This window comes from Streptomyces sp. NBC_01017 (assembly GCF_045162795.1).
Classification (GTDB): Bacteria; Actinomycetota; Actinomycetes; order Streptomycetales; family Streptomycetaceae; genus Streptomyces; species Streptomyces machairae.
This window is the reverse complement of record NZ_CP108683.1, coordinates 9,905,689-9,932,351: the sequence shown is the minus strand read 5'-3', so window position 1 is coordinate 9,932,351 and position 26,663 is coordinate 9,905,689. Positions and strand designations below refer to the sequence as shown.

At 70.4% G+C, this 26,663-nt stretch carries 22 protein-coding genes; 14 read left to right on the top strand and 8 right to left on the bottom strand.

The window, feature by feature from the left end; all coding sequences use genetic code 11:
* Positions 1–76 precede the first annotated feature (76 nt).
* Complete coding sequence (locus tag OG331_RS45425; protein ID WP_406208534.1) at positions 77–868, top strand: SigB/SigF/SigG family RNA polymerase sigma factor; 792 nt, start codon at positions 77–79, stop codon at positions 866–868.
* Positions 869–883: 15 nt separating this feature from the next.
* Here OG331_RS45425 and OG331_RS45420 read toward each other — a convergent pair whose 3' ends face one another.
* Complete coding sequence (locus OG331_RS45420; protein WP_406208532.1) at positions 884–1,216, bottom strand: ANTAR domain-containing protein; 333 nt, start codon at positions 1,214–1,216, stop codon at positions 884–886.
* A 173-nt stretch (positions 1,217–1,389) separates the two neighbouring features.
* On the opposite strand from OG331_RS45420, the gene OG331_RS45415 reads away from it, so the two are divergent.
* Positions 1,390–2,193, top strand: a complete 804-nt coding sequence (locus OG331_RS45415; RefSeq protein WP_406208529.1) for a VOC family protein — start codon at positions 1,390–1,392, stop codon at positions 2,191–2,193.
* Positions 2,194–2,296: 103 nt separating this feature from the next.
* Here OG331_RS45415 and glgX read toward each other — a convergent pair whose 3' ends face one another.
* Positions 2,297–4,414 carry a glycogen debranching protein GlgX gene (gene glgX / locus OG331_RS45410; protein ID WP_406210746.1) on the bottom strand — a complete coding sequence of 706 codons (2,118 nt, stop codon included), beginning with the start codon at positions 4,412–4,414 and terminating at the stop codon, positions 2,297–2,299.
* 23 nt (positions 4,415–4,437) lie between these two features.
* On the bottom strand, positions 4,438–4,950 hold the full coding sequence (locus tag OG331_RS45405; protein WP_406208526.1) for a pep a2: 513 nt from the start codon (positions 4,948–4,950) through the stop codon (positions 4,438–4,440).
* Between the two features lie 295 nt (positions 4,951–5,245).
* On the opposite strand from OG331_RS45405, the gene OG331_RS45400 reads away from it, so the two are divergent.
* The 6 genes from OG331_RS45400 to OG331_RS45375 all read left to right on the top strand — a co-directional run bounded on the left by OG331_RS45400 (position 5,246) and on the right by OG331_RS45375 (position 15,011).
* Positions 5,246–5,572 carry a DUF5133 domain-containing protein gene (locus OG331_RS45400; RefSeq protein WP_383248326.1) on the top strand — a complete coding sequence of 109 codons (327 nt, stop codon included), beginning with the start codon at positions 5,246–5,248 and terminating at the stop codon, positions 5,570–5,572.
* A 50-nt stretch (positions 5,573–5,622) separates the two neighbouring features.
* Positions 5,623–7,629, top strand: a complete 2,007-nt coding sequence (locus tag OG331_RS45395; protein WP_406208523.1) for an alpha-1,4-glucan--maltose-1-phosphate maltosyltransferase — start codon at positions 5,623–5,625, stop codon at positions 7,627–7,629.
* 5 nt (positions 7,630–7,634) lie between these two features.
* On the top strand, positions 7,635–9,353 hold the full coding sequence (gene treS / locus OG331_RS45390; protein WP_406208520.1) for a maltose alpha-D-glucosyltransferase: 1,719 nt from the start codon (positions 7,635–7,637) through the stop codon (positions 9,351–9,353).
* A gap of 41 nt (positions 9,354–9,394) precedes the next feature.
* Complete coding sequence (locus tag OG331_RS45385; RefSeq protein WP_406208517.1) at positions 9,395–10,756, top strand: maltokinase N-terminal cap-like domain-containing protein; 1,362 nt, start codon at positions 9,395–9,397, stop codon at positions 10,754–10,756.
* A 3-nt stretch (positions 10,757–10,759) separates the two neighbouring features.
* Positions 10,760–12,979: a 1,4-alpha-glucan branching enzyme gene (glgB, locus tag OG331_RS45380; protein ID WP_406208515.1), complete on the top strand. Its 2,220-nt coding sequence runs from the start codon at positions 10,760–10,762 to the stop codon at positions 12,977–12,979.
* A gap of 124 nt (positions 12,980–13,103) precedes the next feature.
* On the top strand, positions 13,104–15,011 hold the full coding sequence (locus OG331_RS45375; RefSeq protein WP_406208512.1) for an AMP-dependent synthetase/ligase: 1,908 nt from the start codon (positions 13,104–13,106) through the stop codon (positions 15,009–15,011).
* 6 nt (positions 15,012–15,017) lie between these two features.
* Here the strand turns inward: OG331_RS45375 and OG331_RS45370 are convergent, their stop codons facing one another.
* Both OG331_RS45370 and OG331_RS45365 read right to left on the bottom strand, forming a co-directional pair.
* Positions 15,018–15,587: a fibronectin type III domain-containing protein gene (locus OG331_RS45370; protein ID WP_406208509.1), complete on the bottom strand. Its 570-nt coding sequence runs from the start codon at positions 15,585–15,587 to the stop codon at positions 15,018–15,020.
* Positions 15,588–15,597: 10 nt separating this feature from the next.
* A complete protein-coding gene (locus OG331_RS45365; protein ID WP_406208506.1) occupies positions 15,598–16,200 on the bottom strand; it encodes a hypothetical protein in 603 nt (200 codons plus the stop codon).
* A 349-nt stretch (positions 16,201–16,549) separates the two neighbouring features.
* On the opposite strand from OG331_RS45365, the gene OG331_RS45360 reads away from it, so the two are divergent.
* The 5 genes from OG331_RS45360 to OG331_RS45340 all read left to right on the top strand — a co-directional run bounded on the left by OG331_RS45360 (position 16,550) and on the right by OG331_RS45340 (position 22,822).
* Entirely contained in the window at positions 16,550–17,941 is a 1,392-nt protein-coding gene (locus OG331_RS45360; protein WP_406210743.1) for an NAD(P)/FAD-dependent oxidoreductase, read from the top strand.
* Positions 17,942–18,012: 71 nt separating this feature from the next.
* Positions 18,013–20,256, top strand: a complete 2,244-nt coding sequence (locus OG331_RS45355) for an FUSC family protein (RefSeq protein ID WP_406208503.1) — start codon at positions 18,013–18,015, stop codon at positions 20,254–20,256.
* A gap of 60 nt (positions 20,257–20,316) precedes the next feature.
* Positions 20,317–20,538, top strand: coding sequence for a hypothetical protein (locus tag OG331_RS45350; RefSeq protein WP_406208500.1), 222 nt, complete (start codon positions 20,317–20,319; stop codon positions 20,536–20,538).
* A 46-nt stretch (positions 20,539–20,584) separates the two neighbouring features.
* Positions 20,585–22,060 carry an aminotransferase class I/II-fold pyridoxal phosphate-dependent enzyme gene (locus OG331_RS45345; RefSeq protein WP_406208497.1) on the top strand — a complete coding sequence of 492 codons (1,476 nt, stop codon included), beginning with the start codon at positions 20,585–20,587 and terminating at the stop codon, positions 22,058–22,060.
* A gap of 306 nt (positions 22,061–22,366) precedes the next feature.
* Complete coding sequence (locus tag OG331_RS45340; RefSeq protein ID WP_406208495.1) at positions 22,367–22,822, top strand: cyclic nucleotide-binding domain-containing protein; 456 nt, start codon at positions 22,367–22,369, stop codon at positions 22,820–22,822.
* A gap of 3 nt (positions 22,823–22,825) precedes the next feature.
* Here the strand turns inward: OG331_RS45340 and OG331_RS45335 are convergent, their stop codons facing one another.
* Both OG331_RS45335 and OG331_RS45330 read right to left on the bottom strand, forming a co-directional pair.
* Positions 22,826–24,124 (bottom strand): MFS transporter, encoded by a 1,299-nt coding sequence (locus OG331_RS45335; RefSeq protein WP_406208492.1) that lies wholly within the window; start codon positions 24,122–24,124, stop codon positions 22,826–22,828.
* A gap of 77 nt (positions 24,125–24,201) precedes the next feature.
* Positions 24,202–24,825 (bottom strand): LysE/ArgO family amino acid transporter, encoded by a 624-nt coding sequence (locus tag OG331_RS45330; RefSeq protein ID WP_406208490.1) that lies wholly within the window; start codon positions 24,823–24,825, stop codon positions 24,202–24,204.
* A gap of 66 nt (positions 24,826–24,891) precedes the next feature.
* Here OG331_RS45330 and OG331_RS45325 point away from each other — a divergent pair, with 66 nt between their 5' ends.
* A complete protein-coding gene (locus OG331_RS45325) occupies positions 24,892–25,800 on the top strand; it encodes a LysR family transcriptional regulator ArgP (protein ID WP_406208487.1) in 909 nt (302 codons plus the stop codon).
* Positions 25,801–25,857: 57 nt separating this feature from the next.
* On the opposite strand, the gene OG331_RS45320 is transcribed toward OG331_RS45325, so the two are convergent.
* Positions 25,858–26,562, bottom strand: coding sequence for a TetR/AcrR family transcriptional regulator (locus OG331_RS45320; protein ID WP_406210740.1), 705 nt, complete (start codon positions 26,560–26,562; stop codon positions 25,858–25,860).
* Positions 26,563–26,663: the final 101 nt, after the last annotated feature.

Sequence of the window (26,663 nt, the reverse complement as noted above, 5' to 3'; positions counted from 1 at the left end):
TGACCTCCTGAGGTCCGAGTGCGTGCCTCCTACGGTGTCTTGTCCAGTCAGCACCGCTGAGGGAGGTGCGCACCTGATGAGTGCCACCACCAGAACGAAGCAGCACCCCCACGACGACGCCCCCGACACCGCGGCGGCCTTCGACCACCTTCTCGGGCTGCCCGAGGGACCCGAGCGCAAGCTGCTCAGGGACGAGCTGGTCCAGGCCTGGCTGCCCATGGCCGAGCGGATCGCCGTCCGCTTCAAGGGCCGCGGCGAGTCCCTGGAAGACCTGTACCAGGTGGCGGCCCTGGGTTTGGTGAAGGCCGTCGAGCACTACGACCCGGCACGCGGCCATGCTTTCGAGGCGTACGCCGTCCCCACCATCACCGGCGAGATCAAGCGGCACTTCCGCGACCACATGTGGACGCTGCACGTACCGCGCCGGGTCCAGGACCTGCGCAACCGGGTGCGGAGCTCCATGAAGGAGCTGTCACAGAGCACCTCGGGGCACGCGCCCACCGTCGCCGAGATCGCCGAGCACGCGCAACTGAGCGAGAGCGAGGTGCGCGCCGGGATGGAAGCCCTGGAGTGCTTCTCCGCACTCTCACTGGAGGCGGAGATGCCCGGCACGGACGGCTACGCGCTGGGGGACGCCCTGGGCGGCCCGGATCCGGCGTACGAAGTGGTCGTCGACCGCGTGACGGTCAAGCCGTGTCTGCAACGGCTTCCGGAGCGTGAGCGGACCATCCTCTACCTCCGCTTCTTCGGCGGGATGACCCAGAGCCGCATCGCACAGCAGCTGGGCATCTCACAGATGCACGTCTCCCGGCTGCTGAGCGGCTGCTTCGCGCAGCTGCGCGAGGAGATACTCGCCGAAGCCCACTGACACCGCAGGAGTGAGTCAGTCCTGGGCCGATCCCGGAATCTGCGTCGGGCCGTAACGCTCGAGGGCCTCTTCCAGTTCGACGCGGATCTCCGGCGGCATCTCCCCGTCCCGGCCCCAGCTGAGAATCAGCTCCGCGACCTGGCGGAGCTTGATGTTCGTGTGCTGGGAGACGTCCTTCAGCACCGCCCATCCCTGCTCCGGCGCCACGCGGCCGAGGGCGACGGTCATGCCGATCGCCTGGTCCACGACGGCGTGCGAGACCATCGCCTCCTTGAGCTGTTCGACTTCCTCTTCCAGCTCGATGATCCTGTCGGTCCCGTCCGCGGGCTCGTGCGGTGTCGCTGCCACGCCACCATGGTCGCCGTTTTGCCTGCCTCGTGCCAGCGAAGGGCAGGGTCGCTCCGGCGGGCCGTTTCGGCGCCACGCCGGGGGTACTCGGCAGGCCTCGGAGCGAATCCGGCTGGACACTGAGAGAAGACCGGTGGCCGCCGGCTCGGGCGAGAACCAGGACAGCGACTGCCATGAACCACGATGCGACAAGCTCCAACAGCACGGCCGAGGTCGTGTCCACACACTCCGTGTTCGGCGCACCCTGCTGGGTGAGTCTGACCAGCCGTGATCTCGATGTCACCCACGGGTTCTACAGCGCCGTGCTGGGGTGGCGCTGGCGGCCCGCGAAGCTGGGCGACCGCTTCTGGGTCGCGCTAGCGGACAGCGTGCCGGTGGCCGGGGTCGCGGCGGTCGCCACGATGTGGCAGATGGCCGTGGCCTGGACCCCCTACTTCGCCGTCCCCAGCGCCGACGAGGCCGTGGCGCGGGTGCAGGAGCGGGGCGGCACATCGGCCGTCGGCCCGCTCTCCCTGCCGCCCGGGCGCGCGGCGCTGCTGGCCGACCGGGACGGGGCGACCTTCGGCGTCTGGGAGGGAGAGCTCCCCTCCAACTGGGAGACCTGGCGGCGTGCCGCGCCCACGTTCATCCGGCTCCACACCCGCGACGCGTTCGACGCGGCCATGTTCTACGGCGAGGTCCTCGACTGGGCGTCGGAGGGGTCCGGCTGCTGCGAGGTCCGCTACGAGGGTGGCGAGGTGGTGCTGCGCAGCCGGGGCGATGTCGTGGCGCGGATCGAGTCGGGGGCGTTGGAGGCTGCGCCTGATCCGACGATTCGGCCGCACTGGCAGGTGCATTTCGCTGTCACGGACGTGGGGGCTTGTGCGCGGGCGGCCGAGCGGCATGGGGGGAGCGTGTTGTCGAAGGGGAGTGACGAGGCTGTGCTGCGGGACCCTGACGGGGCGCAGTTCACGGTGACTTCGCGGCGTTCTCGGTAGCGACCGGTGGGGTGCCGCGATGGGTTCGTGGTCGTGTGCGGGCTCGTTTGTGGTTGGTCGCGCCCACGCGGCGGAGCCGCACATCAATACGGCCCCGCGCCCCTCAGGGGCGTTGCCGTGATGGCGTTGAGAGGAGCAGCAGGCTGCGGCGCTCCACCAGGACGGCGGTGCCTGCCTTGTACTCCGACTCGTCCGCAGGGCCCTGTGGTTCGGCCGTGTCGATCAGGGGGGTCCAGCGGTCACCGAACGGTGCGTCCGGCAGTTGGAACTCCACCGGCTCCCAGTAGCTGTTGAGCAGGAGCAGGAAGGAGTCGTCCACCACCGGGCGGCCGCACCAGTCGGGTTCGGCGATGGCGTCGCCGTTGAGGAAGACGGCGACCGAGTGGGCGTCGGGGTCCTGCCAGTCCTCGTCCGTCATCTCGCGGCCGTCCGGGAGCAGCCACACCAGGTCGGGCAGCGGCTGGTCGGGGTGGGTGGCCGTCTCGCCCTTGAAGAAGCGGCGGCGGCGCAGGACGGGGTGAGCAGCGCGCAACCCGATGACGTAACGGGTGAAGTCGGCGAGTGCGCGCTGCTCGTCGGTGAGTCCCCAGTCGATCCAGGAGACGTCGTTGTCCTGGCAGTAGGCGTTGTTGTTGCCGCGCTGGGTGCGGCCGAGTTCGTCGCCGTTGCCGAGCATGGGGATGCCCTGCGACAGCATCAGCGTGGCGATGAAGTTGCGCTGCTGGCGGGCGCGCAGCCGGCGCACGGCCGGGTCGTCGGTGTCGCCTTCCGCGCCGCAGTTCCAGGACCGGTTGTGGCTCTCGCCGTCCCGGTTGCCCTCGCCGTTGGCCTCGTTGTGCTTGTCGTTGTACGAGACGAGGTCGCGCAGGGTGAACCCGTCGTGCGCGGTGACGAAGTTGACGCTGGCGCGCGGGCGGCGCCTGCTGTGCGCGTACAGGTCGGAGGAGCCGGTCAGCCGGGAGGCGAACTCGCCGAGCGAGTCGGGCTCACCGCGCCAGAAGTCCCGTACGGCATCCCGGTACTTGCCGTTCCACTCCGACCACAGCGGCGGGAAGTTGCCCACCTGGTAGCCGCCCTCGCCGACGTCCCACGGCTCGGCGATCAGCTTGACCCTGCTGATCACCGGATCCTGCTGGATCAGGTCGAAGAACGCCGAGAGCCGGTCCACCTCGTGGAACTGCCGGGCCAGCGTGGCCGCGAGGTCGAAGCGGAAGCCGTCGACGTGCATCTCGGTGACCCAGTAGCGCAGCGAGTCCATGATCAGCTGGAGCACGTACGGGTGGCGCATCAGCAGGCTGTTGCCGGTGCCGGTGGTGTCGTAGTAGTGCGCCCAGTCGCCGTCCACGAGGCGGTAGTAGGAGGCGTTGTCGATGCCGCGGAAGGAGAGGGTGGGGCCCCGCTCGTTGCCCTCGGCGGTGTGGTTGTAGACGACGTCTAGGATCACTTCGAGGCCGGCCTCGTGCAGCGCCTTCACCATCGACTTGAACTCGTTGACCTGCTCACCACGGGTGCCGTGGGCGGCGTAGGCGTTGTGCGGCGCGAAGAAGCCGATCGTGTTGTAGCCCCAGTAGTTGGACAGCCCCCGGTCGAGCAGCACGCCGTCCTGGACGAACTGGTGCACCGGCATCAGCTCGACGGCGGTCACCCCGAGGGACGTCAGATGCTCGACGGCCGCGGGGTGCGCGAGCCCGGCGTAGGTGCCGCGCAGTTCCGGCGGGACGTCGGGGTGGGTGGCGGTCAGGCCCCGTACGTGGGTCTCGTAGATGACGGTGTCGGCGTACGGCCGTCTGGGCGGGCGGTCGTCTTCCCAGTCGAAGTACGGCTCGGTCACGACGCCGAGCATGGTGTGCCCGACGCTGTCGCCCGGGGACGGGGCGCCGGGGGTGCGCTCGAACAGGGAGGCATGGTTGTCCACCTGGCCGTCGACGGCCCGGCTGTACGGGTCGAGCAGCAGCTTCGCCGGATTGCACCGGTGACCGAGGCCCGGGTCCCAGGGGCCGTGCACCCGGTAGCCGTAGCGCTGTCCCGGGCCGACGCCGGGCAGATAGCCGTGCCAGACGAAGCCGTCCACCTCGGTGAGCGGAATCGGGGTGTGCCGGTCCTTGTCGTCGACGAGGACGAGCTCGACGCGGTCGGCGACCTCGCTGAACAGGGCGAAGTTGGTGCCCTGTCCGTCGAAGGCGGCTCCCAGCGGGTAGGGGTGCCCGCTCCAGGCGGGCACCCCTTTGCTGCGCTTCCGCGCGGTCACCGGGCCTCCTCCAGGACGCCGTCCCGGATGCCCGCCGCGGCGGCGATGGCCGTGACCGGTGCCTCGCGAGGCACTTCAAGCGCCTCGAGCAGGTTGGGCGCGGGCGCGGCCGGCACGAGCGGGGCACGTTCGCCGGCGCGGGCGCGCTGCGAGAACCAGATGACCTTGGCGCCGGTCTCGGTGGCGCAGCACCCCCAGCCGTCGCTCATGGCGGCGAGGTGCTGCAGGCAGGCACGCAGCTCGTGGTCCGGGCGCAGGGCACGGTTGTTGTCGCCGATGGCGGTGATGAGGTGCTGGCCGTTCCACCACATCTCGATCGAGGTGTTCTTGTCCCTCGCGTGCTCGTCGATGGCCCGCAGCAGCATCTCGGTGCTGTGGCGGACGGGCTCGACAAGCGTCTCCAGGTCCCAGTACCTGAGGTGAGCGGCCAGAATTCGGCTGACCTGACCCACCCGTTCGGGGCTGACTTCCACGTCGAGGTGGTAGTAGCAGGGCACTGCGGTCTTCACCGTCGTTACCTCCTCACCGCGAAAGCTCCCGCTCTCCTCGCCCCTGCGGGACGGGCCCCGAGTACGGAGCGTGAGCGCTGATCGCTTCTGAGTGACTCCAGGGTGGGGGCGGTAGGCCATTCGTGCAACAGGAGGACACCCCTGAGGTAGTTGAAGATCCAACAGGACGCTGAGTCGTCGACCGTGCACCATGTGTGAAGACCTCGATACCCGAAACGGAACCCGTGCGTGCGCGCACGGGTTTCCGCCCGACGGTCGGGAAACGCGTCATCGAGTCCGGAAGGTGAACGGCGCCATGCTGCTACCGGCCAAAGCCGAAGTCGCCCGGCAACTGCGGCGATATCGGGCCTGGGAACGCGCCATGCTCGCGGCCCCGGCCGACCTGACGGTCCGTGCCACCTTCGAGGACACCGGCTACACCCTCTGCGTGCTGATGGGAAAGCGCTGCGCGCGCGAGGCCGCCGACGCGGCCGAACGCTATCTGCGCATCACTCCGGCCGCCTATCTCAGCGAGCTGGACGAACGGCCGCGCACGGCGAGCGTCTCGGCACGGCGGGGCCCGCCGGGAACGCGGCGGTGGAGTTTCCAGCGGGAAGGCAGACGTCCTTCCGGCGCAGCCTGAATCCCCCGGCCGGGCCTGGTGCCCGGCCTCGAGCACGGTGGAGGTGAACCATGGGCAGGACCAAGAGCAGGACCGGTGCCGGTACCGGGACCATCGGCCGCATCCCGGTACGGGACGTACGGCCGGCCGTGGAGTGCGGCAGACACCCGGCCAAGGCCGTCGTGGGAGAGACCTTCGAGGTCACCGCCACCGTGTTCCGCGAGGGCCATGACGCCGTCGCGGCCAATGTCGTACTGACCGGCCCGGACGGCCTGCCCGGCCCGTGGACGCCGATGCACGAACTGGCCCCGGGCAGCGACCGCTGGAGCGCCAAGGTGACCCCGTCGGCCATGGGCCGCTGGACGTTTCACGTGGAGGCTTGGAGCGATCCGGTGGCCACCTGGCGGCACCACGCACAGATCAAGATCCCGGCCGGAATCGACGTCGGACTCGTCCTGGAGACCGGTGGCGAGCTGTACGAACGAGCGGCGGCCGGGGTGCCCGACAAGACGGAGCAGGCCACGGTGCGGGCCGCCGCGGACGCGCTGCGGGACGACTCACTGCCGCCCGAGTCGCGGCTGGCGGCGGCGTTCGCGGCGAACGTCGACGCGGTGTTGGGGCGGTATCCGCTGCGGGACCTGGTCACCGCCTCGGACCCACTGCCCCTGCTGGTGGAACGGGAGCGGGCCCTGTTCGGCTCCTGGTACGAGTTCTTCCCCCGCTCCGAGGGCACCCCCGAGCAGCCCCACGGAACCTTCCGCACCGCCGCCCGCCGACTGCCCGCCATCGCCGCCATGGGCTTCGACGTGGTCTACCTGCCGCCGATCCACCCGATCGGCACCACCTTCCGCAAGGGCCCCAACAACACCCTCTCCGCCGGCACCGACGACGTCGGCGTGCCCTGGGCCATCGGCTCCCCCGAAGGCGGCCACGACGCCGTCCACCCCGACCTCGGCACCCTCGACGACTTCGACTGGTTCGTCGCCCGGGCTAGCGAACTCGGCCTGGAAGTCGCCCTCGACTTCGCCCTGCAGTGCTCCCCCGACCACCCCTGGGTCGACAAACACCCCGAGTGGTTCCACCACCGCCCCGACGGCACCATCGCCCACGCCGAGAACCCGCCGAAGAAGTACCAGGACATCTACCCCATCGCCTTCGACGCCGACATGGACGGCCTGGTCGAGGAAACCCTGCGCATCCTGCGCCACTGGATGGCCCACGGCGTGCGCATCTTCCGCGTCGACAACCCGCACACCAAACCCGTCGTCTTCTGGCAGCAGGTCATCGCCGACATCGGCCGCACCGACCCCGACGTCATCTTCCTCGCCGAGGCCTTCACCCGCCCCGCGATGATGCACACCCTGGCCCAGATCGGCTTCCAGCAGTCCTACACGTACTTCACCTGGCGCAACGGCAAACAGGAACTCACCGAGTACCTCACCGAACTCTCCGGCGAAACGGCCTCCTACATGCGGCCCAACTTCTTCGCCAACACCCCCGACATCCTGCACGAATTCCTCCAGCACGGCGGACGCCCCGCGTTCGAACTCCGCGCCGTCCTGGCCGCCACCCTCTCCCCCACCTGGGGCATCTACAGCGGCTACGAACTGTGCGAGAACACCCACCTGCGCGACGGCAGCGAGGAATACCTCGACTCGGAGAAGTACCAGCTGCGTCCTCGCGACTGGGAAACAGCCGAACACGAGGGCCGCACCGTCACCCCCCTGATCACCAAGCTCAACACCATCCGGAGGGGCCACCCCGCCCTCCACCGGCTCAGGAACCTCCGCTTCCACCGGACCGACAACGACTCGGTCATCGCCTACAGCAAACGCACAGGCCCGGACACGGTTCTGGTGGTCGCCAACCTTGATCCTCACCACACCCAGGAGGCCACGGTCTCGTTGGACATGCCGCACCTCGGCCTGGACTGGGATGCCTCCCTGTCCGTGCACGACGAACTGACGGGTGAGACCTTCCGCTGGGGCAGGAACAACTACGTACGCCTGGAGCCCGGCAGGGCCCCCGCGCACGTGCTCCATGTCCAGGCTTCGCCACCGCAGATCGGAGGGTCCTGAGCGTCATGACCGTCAACGAGCCCGTGCTGGACACCTTCGAGGACACTCCCGCCAAGGACCGTGACCCGGACTGGTTCAAGCGCGCCGTCTTCTACGAGGTCCTGGTCCGCTCCTTCCAGGACAGCAACGGCGACGGCGTCGGCGACCTCAAAGGCCTCACCGCCAAACTCGACTACCTGCAATGGCTCGGCGTCGACTGCCTGTGGCTGCCGCCCTTCTTCAAATCACCCCTGCGCGACGGCGGATACGACGTCTCCGACTACACCTCCGTCCTGCCCGAATTCGGAGACCTCGCCGACTTCGTCGAATTCGTCGACTCCGCCCACCAGCGCGGCATGCGGGTCATCATCGACTTCGTCATGAACCACACCAGCGACCAGCACCCGTGGTTCCAGGAATCGAGAAAGGACCCCGACGGCCCCTACGGCGACTACTACATGTGGGCCGACGACGACAAGCAGTACGCCGACGCCCGCATCATCTTCGTCGACACCGAGGCCTCCAACTGGACCTTCGACCCGGTCCGCAAGCAGTACTTCTTCCACCGCTTCTTCTCCCACCAGCCCGACCTGAACTACGAGAACCCGGCCGTCCAGGAGGAGATCCTGGCCGCCCTCCGCTTCTGGCTGGACCTGGGAATCGACGGATTCCGGCTGGACGCGGTGCCGTATCTGTACGCGGAGGAGGACACGAACTGCGAGAACCTTCCCGCCACTCATGAATTCCTGAGGCGTGTCCGCCGCGACATCGACGCGATGTATCCGGACACGGTGCTGCTGGCCGAAGCGAACCAGTGGCCCGAAGACGTGGTCGACTACTTCGGCGATTATGAAAACGGTGGCGACGAGTGCCACATGGCCTTCCACTTCCCCGTCATGCCGCGCATTTTCATGGCCGTGCGACGGGAGTCGAGGTACCCGGTCTCGGAAGTCCTCGCCAAGACCCCGGCCATCCCGTCCGGCTGCCAGTGGGGCATCTTCCTGCGCAACCACGACGAGCTGACCCTGGAGATGGTCACCGACGAGGAACGCGACTACATGTGGGCGGAGTACGCCAAGGACCCCCGCATGCGCGCCAACATCGGAATCCGCAGGCGTCTCGCCCCGCTCCTCGACAACGACCGGCACTCGATCGAGCTGTTCACGGCTCTGCTGCTCGCCCTGCCGGGCAGCCCGATCCTCTATTACGGCGACGAGATCGGCATGGGCGACAACATCTGGCTCGGCGACCGCGACGCCGTCCGCACGCCGATGCAATGGACGCCTGACCGCAACGCCGGCTTCTCGACCTGCGACCCGGGGCAGCTCTGTCTGCCGACCATCATGGACCCGGTCTACGGCTACCAGGTGACGAACGTCGAGGCGTCGATGGCCTCGCCGTCGTCGCTGCTGCACTGGACCCGCCGCATGATCGAGATCCGCAAGCAGAACCCCGCCTTCGGACTCGGCTCCTACACCGAACTCCAGTCCTCCAACCCGGCGGTACTCGCCTTCCTGCGCGAATACGAGGACGACCTGGTGCTGTGCGTGAACAACTTCGCGCGCTTCGCCCAGCCCACCGAACTCGACCTGCGCGAGTTCGCCGGCCGGCATCCGGTCGAGTTGTTCGGCGGGGTCCGCTTCCCGGCGATCGGCGAACTGCCGTATCTGCTGACCCTCGGGGGCCACGGCTTCTACTGGTTCCGACTCTCCCGAGTCGCATCCCGCATCGGCCGACGACTTTGAGCGTGAGCTTCGAGCGTGTGCCGAGGAAAGGACGGGTCACCATGCAGAAGACCGCAACTCCCCGATCGAGCCGTACGGTCGACGCGAGCCCCATGGCCTCGCTCGCCGGACTGCTGCGCGAGTGGCTGCCACGGCAGCGCTGGTTCGCGGGCAAGGACCGGCCCGTCACGGACCTCGCACTGCTGTCGATGACGGAGCTGTTCCCGGGCTGTCTGCATCTGCTGGTGCACGCCGGTCACTCCGCGGTGCCCGCGCCCGGCGGCGCTCCCCCGGCCGGTGACTGCTACCAGCTGCTGCTCGGTGTACGCCAGCAGCTGTCGCCGAGGCTCGGCCGGGCGCTGATCGGCCGTGCGGAGGAGGGGCCGCTGGCCGGTCTGACGGTCTTCGACGCGCTGCAGGACCCCCGTTCGGCCCAGCTGCTCCTGGAGCGGCTGCGGCATCCCGGCACGGCGGGCCCGCTGTGCTTCGAGGCGGACCCGTCCGTGTCGGTGCCGGCGGGGCTGGTGCCCCGGGTGCTGGACGCCGAGCAGTCCAACTCCTCGCTGGTGTACGGCGATACGTTCATCCTCAAGCTGTTCCGGCGCATCCAGCCCGGTGTCAATCCCGACCTGGAGCTGTCCGGCGCGCTGGCCGAGCAGGGCTGCGGGCGAGTCCCGGCCCCCGTGGCCTGGTTCCGGACGACGCACCCCTGGGAGGCGACGCTCGGCGTGCTGCAGCCGTTCCTGCGTGACGCCTCCGACGGCTGGACACTGGCGCTGAACGCACTGGCCTCGGGCGGCGACTTCACGGCGGAGGCCCGGCAGCTGGGGCGGGCGACCGCGGAGGTACATCTGGCGCTGGCGTCCGCCTTCCCGTCCCGGGCGCACGGCGAGAACGCCCAGATGGCGGCGGCGATGACCGAGCGTCTGGAGATCGCCGCGCACTTCGTCCCCGCCCTGCAGCCCTACGTGCCCGGCCTGCGCACCGCCTTCGGCGCCCTCGCCAGCTGCGACCCCGGGCCGCCGGACCAGCGCATCCACGGCGACCTGCACCTGGGGCAGGTGCTGCGGGCGGGCCGTGAGTGGTTCGTCATCGACTTCGAGGGCGAGCCGTCCCGCCCGCTCGCCGAGCGGCGCGGCGTCCACTCGCCGGTACGGGACATCGCCGGCATGCTGCGCTCCTTCGACTACGCCGCCCGGCAGCGCCGGCCGTGGCGTCCGGAGTGGGCGCGCCGCTGCCGGGAGGCCTACTGCGCGGGCTATGCGGCCCACGCCGGCTGGGACCCGCGCAAGAAGCACGGCTTGCTGCGTGCGTATGAGACCGACCGCGCCGTGTACGAGGTCCTGTACGAGGCCCGGCACCGACCCGACTGGTTGCCCGTACCGATGGCGGCGATCGAACGCCTCGCCGTGAGAGGAGCCTGACCCATGGCCCTGCACGAGACCTCGCGCCCCGAATCGGCCGGACCGGGCCGGCGCGCCACCGCGCCCGCACTCGATCCGGCCGACCGTGAGCGCCTGCTGTCGGGCGCCCACCACGATCCGCACGCGCTGCTCGGGGCGCATCCGGTCCCGGGCGGGATCGCCTTCCGGGCGCTGCGCCCGTTCGCGCGTGCGGTGAGCGTCGTGGCCGACGGCGAGCGCACCGCGCTGGTCTCGGAGGGCGGCGGCCTCTTCTCCGGCGTACTGCCGCTGAAGAGGATCCCCGCGTACACGCTGCTGGTGGCGTACGCCGAGGACGGGTCCGACGCGTGCGAGGTCCACGACCCGTACCGCTTCCTGCCCGCCCTCGGTGAACTGGATCTCCACCTCATCCGCGAGGGCCGGCACGAGGAGCTGTGGAAGGCGCTCGGCGCCGAGCCGATGACCCACCAGGGCGTGACCGGCACCCGCTTCACCGTGTGGGCGCCGAACGCGCAGGGCGTGCGGGTCGCCGGGGACTTCACCTGCTGGGACGGGACGGCGTTCCCGATGCGGTCCCTCGGGGCGTCCGGGGTGTGGGAGCTGTTCCTGCCGGGCATCGGCGAGGGCACCCGGTACAAGTTCGAGATCACCTCCCGGCACGGCGGCCGGTTCCTCAAGGCCGACCCGATGGCGCGCCGTGCGGAGGTCCCACCGGACACGGCGTCGATCGTGCACGCCTCGCACCACGAGTGGAGCGACGAGCAGTGGATGGCGCACCGGGGTGACGTCCCGGTGCATCAAGCGCCCTTCTCGGTCTACGAGGTGCACCTCCCCTCCTGGCGCCCGGGACTGACGTACCGCCAACTCGCCGACGAACTGCCCGCGTACGTCAACGACCTCGGCTTCACCCATGTCGAGCTCATGCCGGTGGCCCAGCACCCCTTCGCAGGGTCCTGGGGCTATCAGGTCACCGGCTTCTACGCGCCGGCCTCGCGGCTCGGGACGCCCGACGACTTCAAGTACCTGGTGGACGCCCTGCACCGGGCCGGCATCGGGGTGATCGTGGACTGGGTGCCGGCCCACTTCCCGAAGGACGACTGGGCGCTGAGCCGGTTCGACGGGGAACCGCTGTACGAACCCGGGGACGAGCGGCGGGCCGAGCACCCGGACTGGGGGACGTACGAGTTCGACTACGGACGCACCGAGGTGCGCAACTTCCTGGTCGCCAACGCCACGTACTGGTGCGAGGAGTTCCACATCGACGGGCTCCGGGTGGACGCCGTCGCCTCGATGCTCTACCTCGATTACTCACGGGAGTCCGGGCAGTGGGCACCGAACGCCTTCGGCGGGCGGGAGGACCTGGCCGCGATGGCGTTCCTGCAGGAGATGAACGCGACCGTGTACCGGCGCAATCCGGGCGTCATCACCATCGCCGAGGAGTCGACCGCCTGGGACGGGGTGACCCGGCCGACCGACAGCGGCGGGCTGGGGTTCGGGCTGAAGTGGAACATGGGGTGGATGCACGACTCGCTGGAGTACATCGCCAAGGAGCCCGTGCACCGCAAGTTCCACCACAACGAGATGACGTTCTCGATGGTGTACGCCTACAGCGAGAACTACGTCCTGCCGATCTCCCACGACGAGGTCGTGCACGGCAAGCAGGCATTGGTGTCCAAGATGCCCGGTGACTGGTGGCAGCGACGCGCCAACCACCGGGCCTACCTCGGCTTCATGTGGGCCCACCCGGGCAAGCAGCTCCTCTTCATGGGCCAGGAGTTCGCGCAGGGCGCCGAGTGGTCCCAGGAGCACGGTCCCGAGTGGTGGCTGCTGGATCCCGGGTACGCGTCGGCGGGCGACCACCGGGGCGTCCAGGACCTGGTCCGGGACCTCAACGGGCTGTACCGGACGACGCCGGCTCTCTGGGAGCGGGACACCGACCCGGGCGGCTTCCGGTGGGTGCTGGGGGATGCGGCGGACGACAACGTCTTCGCGTTCCTGCGGTTCGGTGCCGACGGCAGCCCCCTGCTCGCCGTCTCCAACTTCTCCCCCGTCGTGCGTCACGACTACGCCCTGTGGGTGCCGGATGACGTCATCGCGTGGCAGGAAGCCCTCAACACGGACGCCGCCCGGTACGGCGGCGGCGATGTCGTCAACCCCGACCCGCTGAAGCCGGAGGAAAGCCGCATTCGGCTGACGTTGCCGCCCCTTGCCACGGTGTGGCTGTCGCCCTGCCCGCGCGGCTGAGATCACCGTACGGGGTCAATTGTCAGTTCTCGACACCATGCGCTCTCAGCTGGGCTAGATTCGGGCACCGCCGATAACGGAACTCATCGGTGATGTCACACCCGGTACACATCAGGAGCAGCGCATGCGCGACCTCGGCCTCGCTCCCCGGACCGTCACGCCCCTGACCGGCGGGCTCGCCGACAGCGTCTTCGAGATGGCGGCCCTCGATCCGACACTGCCGATGCTCGCGCGCCACCCCGATCCCTCCTCCACCACCTGGGAGGAGGTCACCGCCGTGGAACTGCGCGACGAAGTGACCGATCTGGCCAAGGGCCTGATCGCGTCCGGGATCTCACCGGGCCACCGGGTGGCCGTCATGGCCCGCACCCGGTACGAGTGGACGGTGTTCTGCTACGCCCTGTGGGCGGTGGGCGCCGAGGTCGTGCCGATCTATCCGACGTCGTCGCGCGACCAGGTCGAGTGGATCCTGCGGGACGCCGAATGCGTGGCCGTGGTGGTCGAGGACGAACAGGCCATCATGACGGTGGGTTCCGTGTGCGGATCGCTGCCGATGCTGCGGCATGTCTGGCAGTTGGACGCCGGAGGGCTGCAACAGCTCGTGGAGTGCGGTGAGTTCATCCCGTTCGCGACGGTCGATTCGCTGCGCCGCATCGTACTGCCGGACTCCACCGCGGCCGTCGTCTACACCTCCGGCACCACGGGGCACGCGCTGGGCTGCGCGCTGAGCCACCGCGGTCTCGCGAGCACCTGCGACACCCTCCTCGCGGGCTGGGGCCACACCGTGATCCCGCCCGGCGAGCAGCAGGCGTCGGTTCTCGCCTTCCTGCCCTTCTCCCATGTGTACGGCCTGGTGGTGCAGGGGCTGGCCATCCGCGGCGGCATGCTGATGGGCCATGAACCCGAACTGAACGGGGAGGCGTTGTCGGCGGCGCTGCGCACGTTCCGGCCGACCTATCTGTGCGCCGTACCGTCGATCTTCGAGAAGCTCTACAAGAACTTCCTGCGCACGGCCCAGCAGGCCGGCCGTGGCGCGCTGTTCGAGCGGGCCGCCGACACCGCGCGGGACTTCGCGGCGGCACTGGAACGGCAGCGGCTGGGCGGCGGGCCCGGGCCCCGTTACGATCTGCGGCTGCAACACGCCCTGTACGAACGCACGGTGTACCGCAAACTGCGGGCCGCGCTGGGCGGCAGGGTATGCCGGGCGACGTCCGCCGGCTCGTCCCTGAACCGTGAACTGTCCCTGTTCTACGAGGGCATCGGCATCTATGTGAACGACGCCTACGGTCTCACCGAGACCTGCGGCGGGGTCACGGCACCACCGCCGGGCCGGGAGTTGTCGGGAACGGTCGGGAAGGCACTGCCGGGGGTGGACATCCGGGTGGCCGACGACGGGGAGATCCTCGTGCGCGGGCCGTCGGTGTTCCAGGGCTATGTGAACGACGAGGCCGCGACACGGGCGGCGCTGCGCGGCGGCTGGCTGGCCACCGGGGATCTCGGGCGGCTGGACTCCGACGGCTATCTGACGATCACCGGGCGCAAGAAGGACGTCATCATCACCAGTGGCGGCAAGAGTGTCTCCCCGGCGCTCCTGGAGCAGCGCCTGAGGATGCATCCGATGATCCATCAGGCGGTGATCGTGGGCGACAACCGGCCCTGTGTCGGGGCCCTGATCACCCTGGATCCGGACTTCCTGGCGTACTGGCGCGACTCCCTCGCGGTGCGCAGCGACGCACGGATCCGGGAGGCACGGGAGGAGAACGCGCTGCGGGAGGAGCTCGGCCGGGCCGTGGCCGCCGCGAACAGCGCGGTGTCGCGCGCGGAGTCCATCCGCGTGTTCCGGGTGCTCCCGGCGCCGTTCGACGTGGCCAGCGGCCTGCTGACGCCGTCGATGAAGCTGCGCCGGGACGCCATCGTGCGGCACTACGCCCTCCAGATCGACGCGATGTACCAGGCGCGTTCGCGTATGCCGCGGGACCACATGGTGGACGAGCCGGCGCACTGGGACGACGCGGACAACGTCTTCGGCTGAGCGCGCCTATTCGCCCGTGGTGAGCCGTACGACATTGGACTGCTCGCCGAGGACGAAGGCGCGGATCCGGAAGGAGGCGTTCTTCTCGCCGGGCAGGGTGACCAGGGTCGTGGCGGTGACGTCCGGATCGACGACGGCGACGGGTTCGTACCCGGTGCTCTTCCTCCTGCGCATCTCCAGGAGGAAGCCGTCCTCGTCCGAGGATGCGTCGGTCCAGGTGAAGCGGATGCCGTCCGGGAGTTCGGCGCGGGCCGGCCGGGAGACGGGGCCCCGGTAGGTCCGCAGGCGGTAGTGGAACGTGGTGTGCGGCATGAGGTCGGGGTGGCGGTAGTCCGACACCTGCCGGGGCAGGTAGTCCAGGACGGTGTAGGGGCCGGCTTCCTCGGTCGCGAACTCCAGCAGGTGACCCGCGACTCCCGGCCGGTCGTCCGTCCAGTCGAGGTCGATGTCCGTGGGTGTCGTGAGGACACCTCGCAGGGGCTCGTCGGTGTCCGCGGTGCCGGCCGAGCGAGCCGAGCAGGCCGGCAGCGCCAGGATCAGCGCTGCCGACGCCGCGATGCGCGCCTTTCCTCGCATACGGCGGCCGCTACTTGCGCCAGAAGCGGACGTTGCTCCACTCCACGGTGGCCTGTCCGCTGCCGCTGTTGGTGCGGTAGGCGCCGAACTTGTCGTAGAAGCTGCCGCCGGGGCTGTCGTAGGTGTGCTTGAGCGAGCCGTTGATGTAGGTACGGTGCTCGACGCCGACCTGGTGGACCGTGTTGACGCGGACCGTCGCGCCGACGGTGCCGGCGTTGGACAGCGTGGCGCCGCCGTGCACCGCGTACAGCCGGCCGCCGCGCTCGACGGCGAGCATGAAGTACGGGCCGGAGCCGGACTCGTTGAAGGTCTGCTTGAGGCTGATCCGGGTGCCGCTGAGGCTGGTGATGCGGAAGTAGCCCTCGAACTGGCGGGTTCCGCCGGTGTAGGTGGCGTAGCGCCGTTCAGCCCGTTGGTCGCCGCTCGCGGTGGAGCAGGTGAGCCGGAACGTCAGGCCGTCGACCTGGCCGCAGCCCCGTTCCTGCACGGTGTAGCTCGGTGACACCGACTGCCAGCCGCCGGGCTCGACTTCGGCGAAGGCGTGCGGGGCGGCGAGCAGGGATGTGGCGCACAGCGCCGTGGTGACGGTGAGGGTGCGCAGGCGTACGAACATCCTGCCTCCTGTCGGATGGGGGGTGGACCGCACGTCACGCACCTGGCCACGCGTATGGCGAGAGACATATGGTCACGTATGTGAACTGCGGTCCCTGACATGGACGATCGAGACGGACGTTAGGTTCAGACCAATCAGTCGTCAAGAGATCGAGCGGACACGTCTTTCACACCCGAACCGGTGTGCCCCCGCGCCGGTTGGGGCAAGGTGGCTGACGACGGGTTCATCTGCCTGCCGCACCCGGCTGGCGGAACGGCCGGTGGCGCGGTGGGATCGAGGCGTGCGAAGCCGCGATCCAGGGGCAGGCGAACGACGTCGAGGCAGACCGCCTGGAGCCGCAGAAGGGAAGATCACCGTGACACGACCCAGGATCCTGGTGGTTGGCGCAGGCTTCGCCGGAGTCGGCTGCGTTCGCCGACTCGAACGCAAACTCTCCGCCGACGAGGCCGAGATCACCTTGGTGACGCCGTCCTCCTACCAGCTCTACCTGCCACTTCTGCCCCAGGTCGCCTCCGGCGTCCTGACGCCCCAGTCGATCGCCGTGTCCCTGCGCCGCAGCCGCAGGTACCGCACCCGGATCATCCCGGGCGGCGCGATCGGCGTGGACCTCGCGGCCAAGGTCTGCGTCATCCGCACCATCACCGACCGGATCGTCAACGAGCCGTACGACTACATCGTGCTGGCCCCCGGCAGCATCACCCGCACCTTCGACATCCCCGGGCTCACCGACCACGCCTACGGCATGAAGACGCTGGCGGAGGCCGCCTACCTGCGCGACCACGTCATCTCCCAGCTGGACCTCGCCGACGCCAGCCAGGACCCGGCCGAGCGCGCCGCCCGGCTGCAGTTCGTGGTGGTCGGCGGCGGATACGCGGGCACCGAGACCGCCGCCTGCCTACAGATGCTGACGCACAACGCGGTCAAGCGCTATCCGCGGCTCGACCCGCAGCTGATCAAGTGGCATCTGATCGACATCGCGCCGAGGCTGATGCCCGAACTGGGCGAGAAGCTGGGCACCGCGGCGCAGAAGATCCTGCGCAGGCGCGGCGTCGACATCTCGCTGGGCGTGTCCATCGCCAAGGCGGGCCCCGAGGAGGTCACCTTCACCGACGGCCGGGTGGTGCCCACCCGGACCCTGATCTGGACCGCCGGGGTGGTCGCCAGCCCGCTGATCGCCACGCTGGGCGCGGACACGGTCCGGGGCCGGCTCGCGGTCACCGCCGAGATGAAACTGCCCGGCGACGACGGTGTGTTCGCACTCGGCGACGCCGCCGCCGTACCCGACATCGCCAAGGGCGAGGAGGGCGCCGTCTGCCCGCCCACCGCCCAGCACGCCATGCGCCAGGGCAAGGTCGTGGCCGACAACGTCATCGCGTCCCTGCGCAACCAGCCGCTGCGGCGGTACGAGCACAAGGACCTCGGCCTGGTCGTCGACCTCGGCGGCCGCGACGCCGTCTCCAAGCCCCTCGGCATCGAGCTGAAGGGCCTCCCGGCGATGGCCGTCGCCCGCGGCTACCACTGGTCGGCGCTGCGCACCAATGTCGCCAAGACGCGCGTCATGACGAACTGGCTGCTCAACGCAGTCGCCGGGGACGATTTCGTGCGTACCGGGTTCCAGGCCCGCAGGCCGGCCAAGCTGAGGGACTTCGAGTTCATCCATGCGTACCTGACGCCGGAGCAGCTGCAGGAGCGCGTGGCCGGGAAGGGCGGATCCCAGGCGACCGAAGGGACGGCTGAGTGAGGTGACGGCCTCGGCCGAGGTCCTACGGTTCGCGGTGTGACCGGCAAGAGAGCGGGAGAGAGTACGTCGGCGTGAGGTCAGCGGGAGGGCCGGTCCGGGCGCGCGTGCGGGACCGTGTCGCGGCGTCGGACCCCGGGCTGCTGCGGCTGGCCGCGGGGCTGCGCACGGCGGGTGCGATCGCCCTCGCGGTCGCCGTGCTCGCCCTGCTGGGCGCCGATGTGACGCACCTGGTGACGGGCGCGCTGGCGGCGATGGTCGCCACCTTCGCCATCCGGGAGAAACAGCGCGGGCCGCAGGCCGTCACCCTCGCCCTGGGCCTCCCGGTGGCGCTGGCCTCGATGACCCTGGCGGCACTGCTGCACCGTCATGTCGTGGCCGGCGACCTGTTCTTCGTGGCGCTCATCTTCTGTGCCGTCTACGGCCGCAGATTCGGCGACCGCGGCACCGCGCTCGGCCTGATCGGCTTCCAGACCTACTTCATGTCCCTCTTCGTCGGGGCCACCGTCTCCGGCCTGCCCCAGCTGTGCGGCGCGGTCGCCGTGGCCTTCGCGTGCAGCGCGCTGGTGCGGTTCGTGCTCGTCCCCGAGACACCGACGGGGGTGCTCGAACGGCTGCGCAGCGCCTTCCGCGCCAGGCTGGCCCAGCTGCTGTCGGCGCAGCTCGAGCTGCTCGGTGCCGGCCCGGAGGAGGCGGACCGGGCCCTGGAGCACGTACGCGAGGGCACCGCGCGCCTGCACGAGACGGCGCTGCTGATCCAGGGCCGGCTGGAGGAGGGAACCGCCGACGAGGCCATGGCCCGGCTCGTCCAACGGCGCGTCGCGGACGCCGAGATCGCGGCCGAGCGCCTGGGGCTGTCGCTCCTCGCCGCACGCGGCGCCGAGCGCGCCGACACCCTGGCCATGCACCTGCCGGGCGCCCCCGTCCCGTCGGGCAGCCGGCATCCCGTCCGGGAGGAGGCGACCGTCACGCTGCGCCGTGACCTCGAGGCCCTGCGCCTGCTCGTCCTGCACCCCGTCGGCCAGGCCTCCGGCACCGCGCTGTCCCAGGTCCGCAACCGGCTCCTCGCCTACCGCGACGAGGAGAACCTGCCCGACGCCTCCCCCGCCGTGCAGGACGCCTTCCGGGCCATCGGCGAGGCCGCCCGCGCGGTCCTCGGGCTGCGGATCGCCCTGGGCGGGACCCCGGACGAGTCGGACGACAGCCCGGCCACGGCGCGCTCACGCGAGGAGCTGGACGCGGAGGACGCCGTGCTCGACGCGGAGGAGGAGGCCCCCTCGGAGGAGCCCGCCGGACTGCGGCGCCCCACGACGCGCGCCGCCGTGCAGGTGGCCGTGGGGTCGACGCTGGCCATCATCGGCGGCGAGCTGCTGTCCCGTGACCGCTGGTACTGGGCGGTGCTGACCTGCTGGATCGTGTTCCTCAACACCGCCTCCACGGGCGAGATCCTGGTCAAGGGCTACCGTCGGCTGCTGGGCACCGTGCTCGGCGTCCTGGCCGGCATCGTGCTGGCCGGTGCCGTCGGGGGACACACCTGGACGGCGTTCGCGCTGGTGCTGCTGTTCGTCTTCGCGATGTTCTACTCGGCACCGCTGTCGTACACGCTGTCGTCCTTCTTCGTGACCGCGGCGCTCGGGCTGCTGTACACCCTGCTGCAGACCTACAGCCTCTCGGTGCTCGTGCTGCGCATCGAGGAGACCGCGCTCGGCGCGGCCTGCGGGGTGATCGCGGCCGCAGTGGTCCTGCCGGTGCAGACGGACCGCCGTACGAACGAACTGCTCGCCACCGTGCTGGAACGGCTCGGCGAGGTCACCCGCAGCGCCGTCGACCAGCTCAGCGGCGGTCCGCCCGTCGAGCTGCTCGACCAGTCACGCGAGCTGGACCAGGCGCTGGCGGACCTGCGGGCCGCCGTGCAGCCGCTCACGCATCCGGTGACGCCGCTGCGGGCCCGCAAGGAGACCGCCCGCTACGTCGTCGCGCTGCTGGAGACCTGCGCCTATCACGCGCGTGCGCTGGCGGCGACCGCCGAGCTGCTGCCCACCCATCCCTCGATCGCGGCGGACCCCCGGCTGCGCCGGGCCGCGGGGCGCATCGCGCACAACATCGAGGCGATCGCCGCGCACGTCACCGACGAACTTTCCACGGCCGGCCTCGAGACCGGCCCGAGCATCGCCTCGCTCCTGGGCCGGACCGTCCCCGGCGCACCGCGCTACGGCCGGGTCACCGACCGTGTCCTGCGGCATCTGCAACGCCTCGACGAGGCCGTGTCCGGTCTGGCCCGTCCCCTGGGCGTGCCCGTGAAGGCATCGGACGGATGACGTTCCCTGCGATACCGGGGATGAGGGCTCGTCCCGGCGATACCGGGGTATGCGGAAGTCATGACCGAAGTCGTGGACTCAGACGAACTGCTGAGGCGCATGCAACGCGCCAGGGCCTACGCCCGACGGGAGGAGCGGGTCTGGCAGGCCCGCAGCAACGAGCTGGAGCATGCCGACCCCGCCGGAGCCCGGGACGCCGCCGTGCGGATGATCGCCTACGAGAGCGTGATCAACGTGCTGGACGAGTTCCTCTCCCCCGGCTCGCACACCGAGGCCGGCTGACCGGCGCCGCCGATTGGCACCGCCCCCGGTGGGCACCCGAGGGCGCATGACAGCCGATCACAGCCGGGCCCCGGTCCTGGAAGCGCTGGCCGACTACCACCGGCAGGGGCGGACGTCGTTCACGCCGCCCGGCCACAAGCAGGCCCGGGGTGCCGACCCCGCGGTGCGGGAGGTGCTGGGCGACGCGGTGTTCCTGGGTGACGTACTGGCGTCGGGCGGTCTGGACGACCGGCTGCACCACAGCGGCGTCCTGGAGCACGCCGAGGATCTGATGGCCGACGCCGTGCACGCGGAGCACACGTACTTCACCACGTGCGGCAGCTCCCTGTCCGTCAAGGCGGCGATGCTGGCCGTCGCGGGTCCACACGAGAAGCTGCTGCTCGGCCGGGACGCCCACAAGTCGGTCGTGTCGGGTCTCGTCCTGTCCGGCATCGAGCCCGTCTGGGTCGAGCCGCAGTGGGACGCCGAACGGCATCTGGCCCACCCTCCGTCCGCGGTGGACTTCGAGGCGGCCTTCGAGCGCCATCCCGATGCGAAGGGCGCGCTGGTCACCAGCCCGACGCCGTACGGCAGTTGCGCGGACCTGCGGGCGATCGCCGACGTCTGTCACCGCCGCTCGCGCCCGCTGGTCGTCGACGAGGCCTGGGGTGCGCATCTGCCGTTCCATCCCGGGCTGCCGTCGTGGGCGATGGACGCGGGCGCCGACATCTGCGTGACCAGCATCCACAAGATGGGCAGCGGCCTGGAGCAGGGTTCGGTCTTCCACCTCCAGGGGGATCTCGTCCCGGCGACGGTGCTGCGCATGCGGGCGGACCTGCTGGGCACCACCAGTCCATCGGTGCTGATCTTCGCCGGCATGGACGGCTGGCGGCGGCAGATGGCCCTGCGGGGCGAGGAGATCATGGGCTCCGCGCTCGATCTCGTGGCCGAGGTGCGGGCCGCCGTCGAGGAGATCGACGGGATGCACGTCAACGACCGGGACGACTTCTGCGGCGAGGGACTCGCCGCGGACTTCGACCCGCTGCCGGTCGTCATCGACCTCGACGGTCTCGGCATCTGCGGATTCCAGGCCGCCGACTGGCTGCGGGAGCACCGCAACGTGGACGCCCATCTGAACGACCACCGCCGCATCGCCACCCAGATCACCCACGGCGACGACCACGGGACGGCCGGCGAACTGCTCGCCGCGCTCAAATCCCTCGCCGAGGCGGCGCCCGAGCTGCGCCCGGCGCCCCGGATCGACGTGCCGCCGCCGTCGCAGCTGCGCATGGAGCAGGCCGTCACACCGCGGGACGCGTTCTTCGCCGCCACGGAGGACGTCCCGGTGGACAGGGCCGCCGGACGCGTCGCCGCCGAGATGATCACGCCGTATCCGCCCGGGATCCCGGTCGTGCTGCCGGGTGAGCGGCTGACCGGAGCGGTCCTGCGCTATCTGGTCACCGGTCTCGCCGCGGGCATGAACCTCCCCGATCCGAGCGATCCCCGACTGGAGACGGTCAGGGTGGTGGCGGAGGGCGAGTGAAACCGGTCACTTACCCCGGTCTCGGCTACGCGGAACCCGCCGAGATGGTTTACGGTTCATTCATACGTGGTCTCGGGGTAGACCGCGGGAAGACCGCAATCGTCCCCCCTGCACCACCAAATACGGCCCTGGCTGGTCTCCCCCGTCCAGCCAGGGCTTCTTAATGCCCGCGGGCGCCCCACTCCCGCGAAGATTTCCGGCCAAAACCGAAACCACGCTCCGCCGAGGTGCTCACGGCCGCCGTAGCGGCTGAAATGGACGCAGGGAAGCACCGGAACCTCAGTCGTCGGTGAGGAGCCCCGTGTCATGACCAAAGCGATCAAACTGTTGACTGCCCTTCCGCCGCCCCAGCGCCAGCACCTGATGGCGCTCGCCCGGGAGGTCTCCTTCCCGGAGGACGCCCGGATCTTCGAGGCGGGCGGCACGGCCGACCGCTTCTGGGTCATCCGCTCGGGCGCCGTCACCCTCGACCAGCGGGTGACATCCGTGCAACGGGTCACCGTGGCCAGCCTCGGCGCGGGTGATCTGCTCGGCTGGTCCTGGCTGTTCCCGCCGTACCAGTGGGACTTCGGCGCGGAGGCCTTCAGCCAAGTGCGCGCCTACGAGTTCGAGGCCGATGCGGTGCTCCGGCTGTGCGAGGAGGAACCGGCGCTCGGAATGTCCCTGATCCGGCACGTCGCCGAAATCCTCGCGCACCGGCTGGAGATGACCCGGGGCAGGCTCATGGAGCAGTACGGGCAGCATCGGCACAGCGCCATCTGACCCTCAGACCCGGTAGCGGCGCAGGGCGGGCACCGCCGCGGCCAGGCCCAGCATCGCGGCGACGACGAGCAGTCCGCCGCCCACGGTCGCCGTGCGCGCGCCGAAGGCCGAACCCGCCGTGCCGTGCAGAACATCGGCGAGGCGTGGGCCGCCCGCCACGACGACCGTGAAGACGCCCTGCATCCGGCCGCGCATCTCGTCGCTGGCGGCGGACAGCAGGATCGACCCGCGGAAGACCATCGAGACCATGTCGGCGACCCCGGCGAGAGCCAGGAACACCACCGCGAGCCACAGGCTGCCGCTCAGCCCGAATCCGGTGATGGCGGCGCCCCAGGCGACGACCGCGCCGATCACCATCCAGCCATGCCGGCGGGCCCGGGAGAACGTGCCGGAGAACAGTCCGCCCAGCACGGCACCGATGGGGATCGCCGCGAACAGCAGGCCGAGGGCGAGTCCTTCGCCGTACGGCGCGTAGGTCTGGCTCGCGAGCTGCGGGAACAGGGCGCGGGGCATGCCGAAGACCATGGCGATGATGTCGGCCAGGAAGGACAGCAACAGCACCTTGTGCAGGGCCATGTAACGGAAGCCGTCCACGATCTCCCGTACGCCCGCGCGGCGTTGGGTGGTGGCAGCCAGGGGCGGCAGCGCGGGCAGCCGTACGACGGCCCAGACGGTGACGCACAGGGCCAGCGCGTCGATGAGGTACAGCTCGGCCAGGCCGATCACGGGTATGAGCACGCCGGCCAGCAGAGGGCCGACCACCTGGCCCGTCTGCATGACCGTCGAGCCGAGGGCGTTCGCCGCCGGCAACTCGTCGGCGGGCACCAAGCGGGCGATGGAGGCGCTGCGGGCCGGGGCGTTGAGCCCCCAGAACGCCTGTTGCACGGCGAGCAGCACCATCAGTACGGCCACCGACGCGATCCCGGTGACGGCCTGGAGCCAGAACAGCACCGAGGTGACCGCGATGCCGCTGTTGGTGACCAGCAGCAGCTTGCGCCGGTCCATGCTGTCGGCGATGGCCCCGCCCCACAGCGCGAACACCACCAGCGGCAGCAGACCGGCGAGGCTCGCGGCGCCCACCCAGGCCGAGGAGCCGGTGATGTCGTAGATCTGCTTGGGCACGGCGACCGCGGTGAGCTGGCTGCCGACGGCCGTGACGATGGTCGAGGACCACAGGCGGCGGTAGGCCGGGCGGCGCAGGGGCCGGGTGTCCATGGCCCAGCGTCGCCAGCCGCGCCGCTCGGGTATCACCGCGGACGGGTCCTTCTCCTGTGGTTCGGTGCTGCTCTCGCTGGTGTCCACGCGCTTCCTGGATGCTCGTTACATCTTTCTCGTCGGGGATCACTATCTCAGCACCGGGCGGGTGTTCGGAGGACGGATCAGGTGCCGCCGCCCCCGGAGATGAGGGAGACCCCCAGGACGATCATCGTCGCGGCGACCAGTCCGTCCAGGACGCGCCACGCGACGGGCTTCGCGAGGTGGCGGCTCAGCAGGCGCGCGCCGAAGCCCAGCGCCGCGAACCAGCACAGGCTGGCGAGTACGGCGCCGAGGCCGAATGTCCAGCGCATCGGGCCGCGGTCGGCGGCGACCGTGCCGAGCAGGAAGACGGTGTCGAGGTAGACGTGCGGGTTGAGCCACGTCATCGCGAGGCACGTCAGCACGGCCCGCCGCCATGACCGCACGCCCTCGCCGTCCGCGAGCAGGGCGCCGCCCGGCTTGACGGCGCGGCGGGCGGCGAGGGCGCCGTAGCCGAGCAGGTACGCCCCGCCGACCCAGGCGACCGCCGTGAGCACCCCGGGCCACGCCACGACCACCGCGCCGACACCGGCCACGCCCAAGGTGATCAGGAGCGCGTCGGACAGGGCGCAGATGCCGACGACGGCGAGGACGGCGTCACGGCGGATTCCCTGGCGCAGAACGAAGGCGTTCTGGGCGCCGATGGCGACGATCAGGGAGAGACCGGTGCCGAATCCGGCGGCTGCGGTGGTCAAGGCGGTTGTCATGCCATTGACGCTAGGGAAGCGATCTCTTGATGTACAGCTAAAGATTCTTACGTATCATTAGCCCTCGTGAAGAGTGAGCTGACCGAGCTTCCCCTCGACCAGGTGCGGACCCTGCTGGCCGTGGTCGACGAGGGCACGTTCGACGCGGCCGCCGCGGCGCTGCATGTGACGCCGTCCGCGGTGAGTCAGCGGGTGAAGGCGCTGGAGCAGCGCACGGGGCGGGTGCTGCTGGTGCGCACGAAACCGGTGCGGCCGACCGAGTCGGGCGCGGTCGTCGTCCGGTTCGCCCGTCAGCTGGCCCGGCTGGAGCGGGACGCGCGCGCCGAGCTCGGCATGAGCGGCGCCGGGGAGGCGACCCAGGTGTCGATCGCGGTCAACGCCGACTCGCTGGCGACGTGGTTCCTGACGGCGCTGACCTGTGTGCCGGAGGAGCCGCAGCTCTGCTTCGAGCTGCGGCGCGAGGACGAGAGCCGTACCGCGATGCTGCTGCGGGAGGGCCTGGTGATGGCCGCGGTGACCTCGTCGCCTGATCCCGTGGCCGGGTGTTCCGTACGGCCGCTGGGCCGGATGCGCTATCTGGCGGCGGCGAGCCCGGAGTTCGCCGAGCGGCATCTGGGCGGCTCGCTCGGGGACGCACTCATGCGGGCGCCGGTGCTGTCCTTCGACCGCAGTGACGACCTCCAGGACTCGTTCGTCCGCAGGCTGCGGCACACCCGCACGGGCGCGAGTGCCCTGCGGCATCACGTCCCCACCTCGGAGGGCTTCCTGTCGGCCGTAGTGGCCGGACTGGGCTGGGGCCTGATCCCCGAGGTCCAGGCGGAACCCCTCCTCGAAGCCGGCCGCCTCGTGCAGCTGGCCCCGGACCGGCCACTCGACGTCCCGCTGTACTGGCAGCAATGGAAGCTGGACTCACCGGCGCTGGCGGCGGTCACGGAGGCGGTGACCGCGACGGCGGCGGAGGCGCTGCGCGGCTGAGCGGGCCGGGCGCCTTGTTGCCGACGGTTCTGCAACATCCTGAAAGGGTGCGGGGAACTACTCCCGTGTCTCCAACTCCGTGGCCGCGCTGGCCACCAGCATGTCCAGCGCCGTCGGATACGCACTGGTCACCATCCGGTTCGCCAGCAGGGGCGCCGCCTCGGCGATCCGGGGATGGGTGGCCCGAGGCAACCGCGCATACGTCGACCGCCACATGCCCTCGTCCGAACGCAACGAGTCACTCGGCAGAGCCAACGACGCGGCGTCGAGCGCCGCGAACGCCAGCGTCTGATCGATGAAGGCGTGGTAGATGCGCACGGTGTCCGGCAGCGAGAACCCCGCGGTCCGCAGGACGTCCAGCACGGCCTCGTCGGCGGCGAGTTCGTTGGCCCGGCCGGTGACCCGGCTGGTCGTCAGCGCGGCGGCCTGCGGATGGGCCATGTACGCGGCGTGGATGCGCAGCCCGACGGCGCGCAGGTCCTCCTGCCACTCCCCCGTCCGCTCCCAGCCCTCCAGCGCCTGGCCGATGAGGGCGTCGCCGATGGCGAGGGTCAGGTCGTCCATGCCGCGGAAGTAGCGGTACAGCGTGCTCGGGTCGGCGTCGAGGGCCAGGCCGAGGCGGCGGGCGGTCAGACCGGCGCTGCCGTGTTCGCGCAGCATGCGCAGGGCCGTCTCGACGATGAGCCGCTCGGACAGCACGGTGCCGCTTTTCGTGGGACGGCGTCGGCGCCGCTTCTCCTCCACAACGACCGGTTTCGGCACCATGCTCTCCGTCCCTGTGCCGCAGTCCATGCCGCACGCTCCGCCTTATGCCAACGCCATTGACCTTACGTGAACGGGCCGCGTTGTATCTCCTGTGGGGC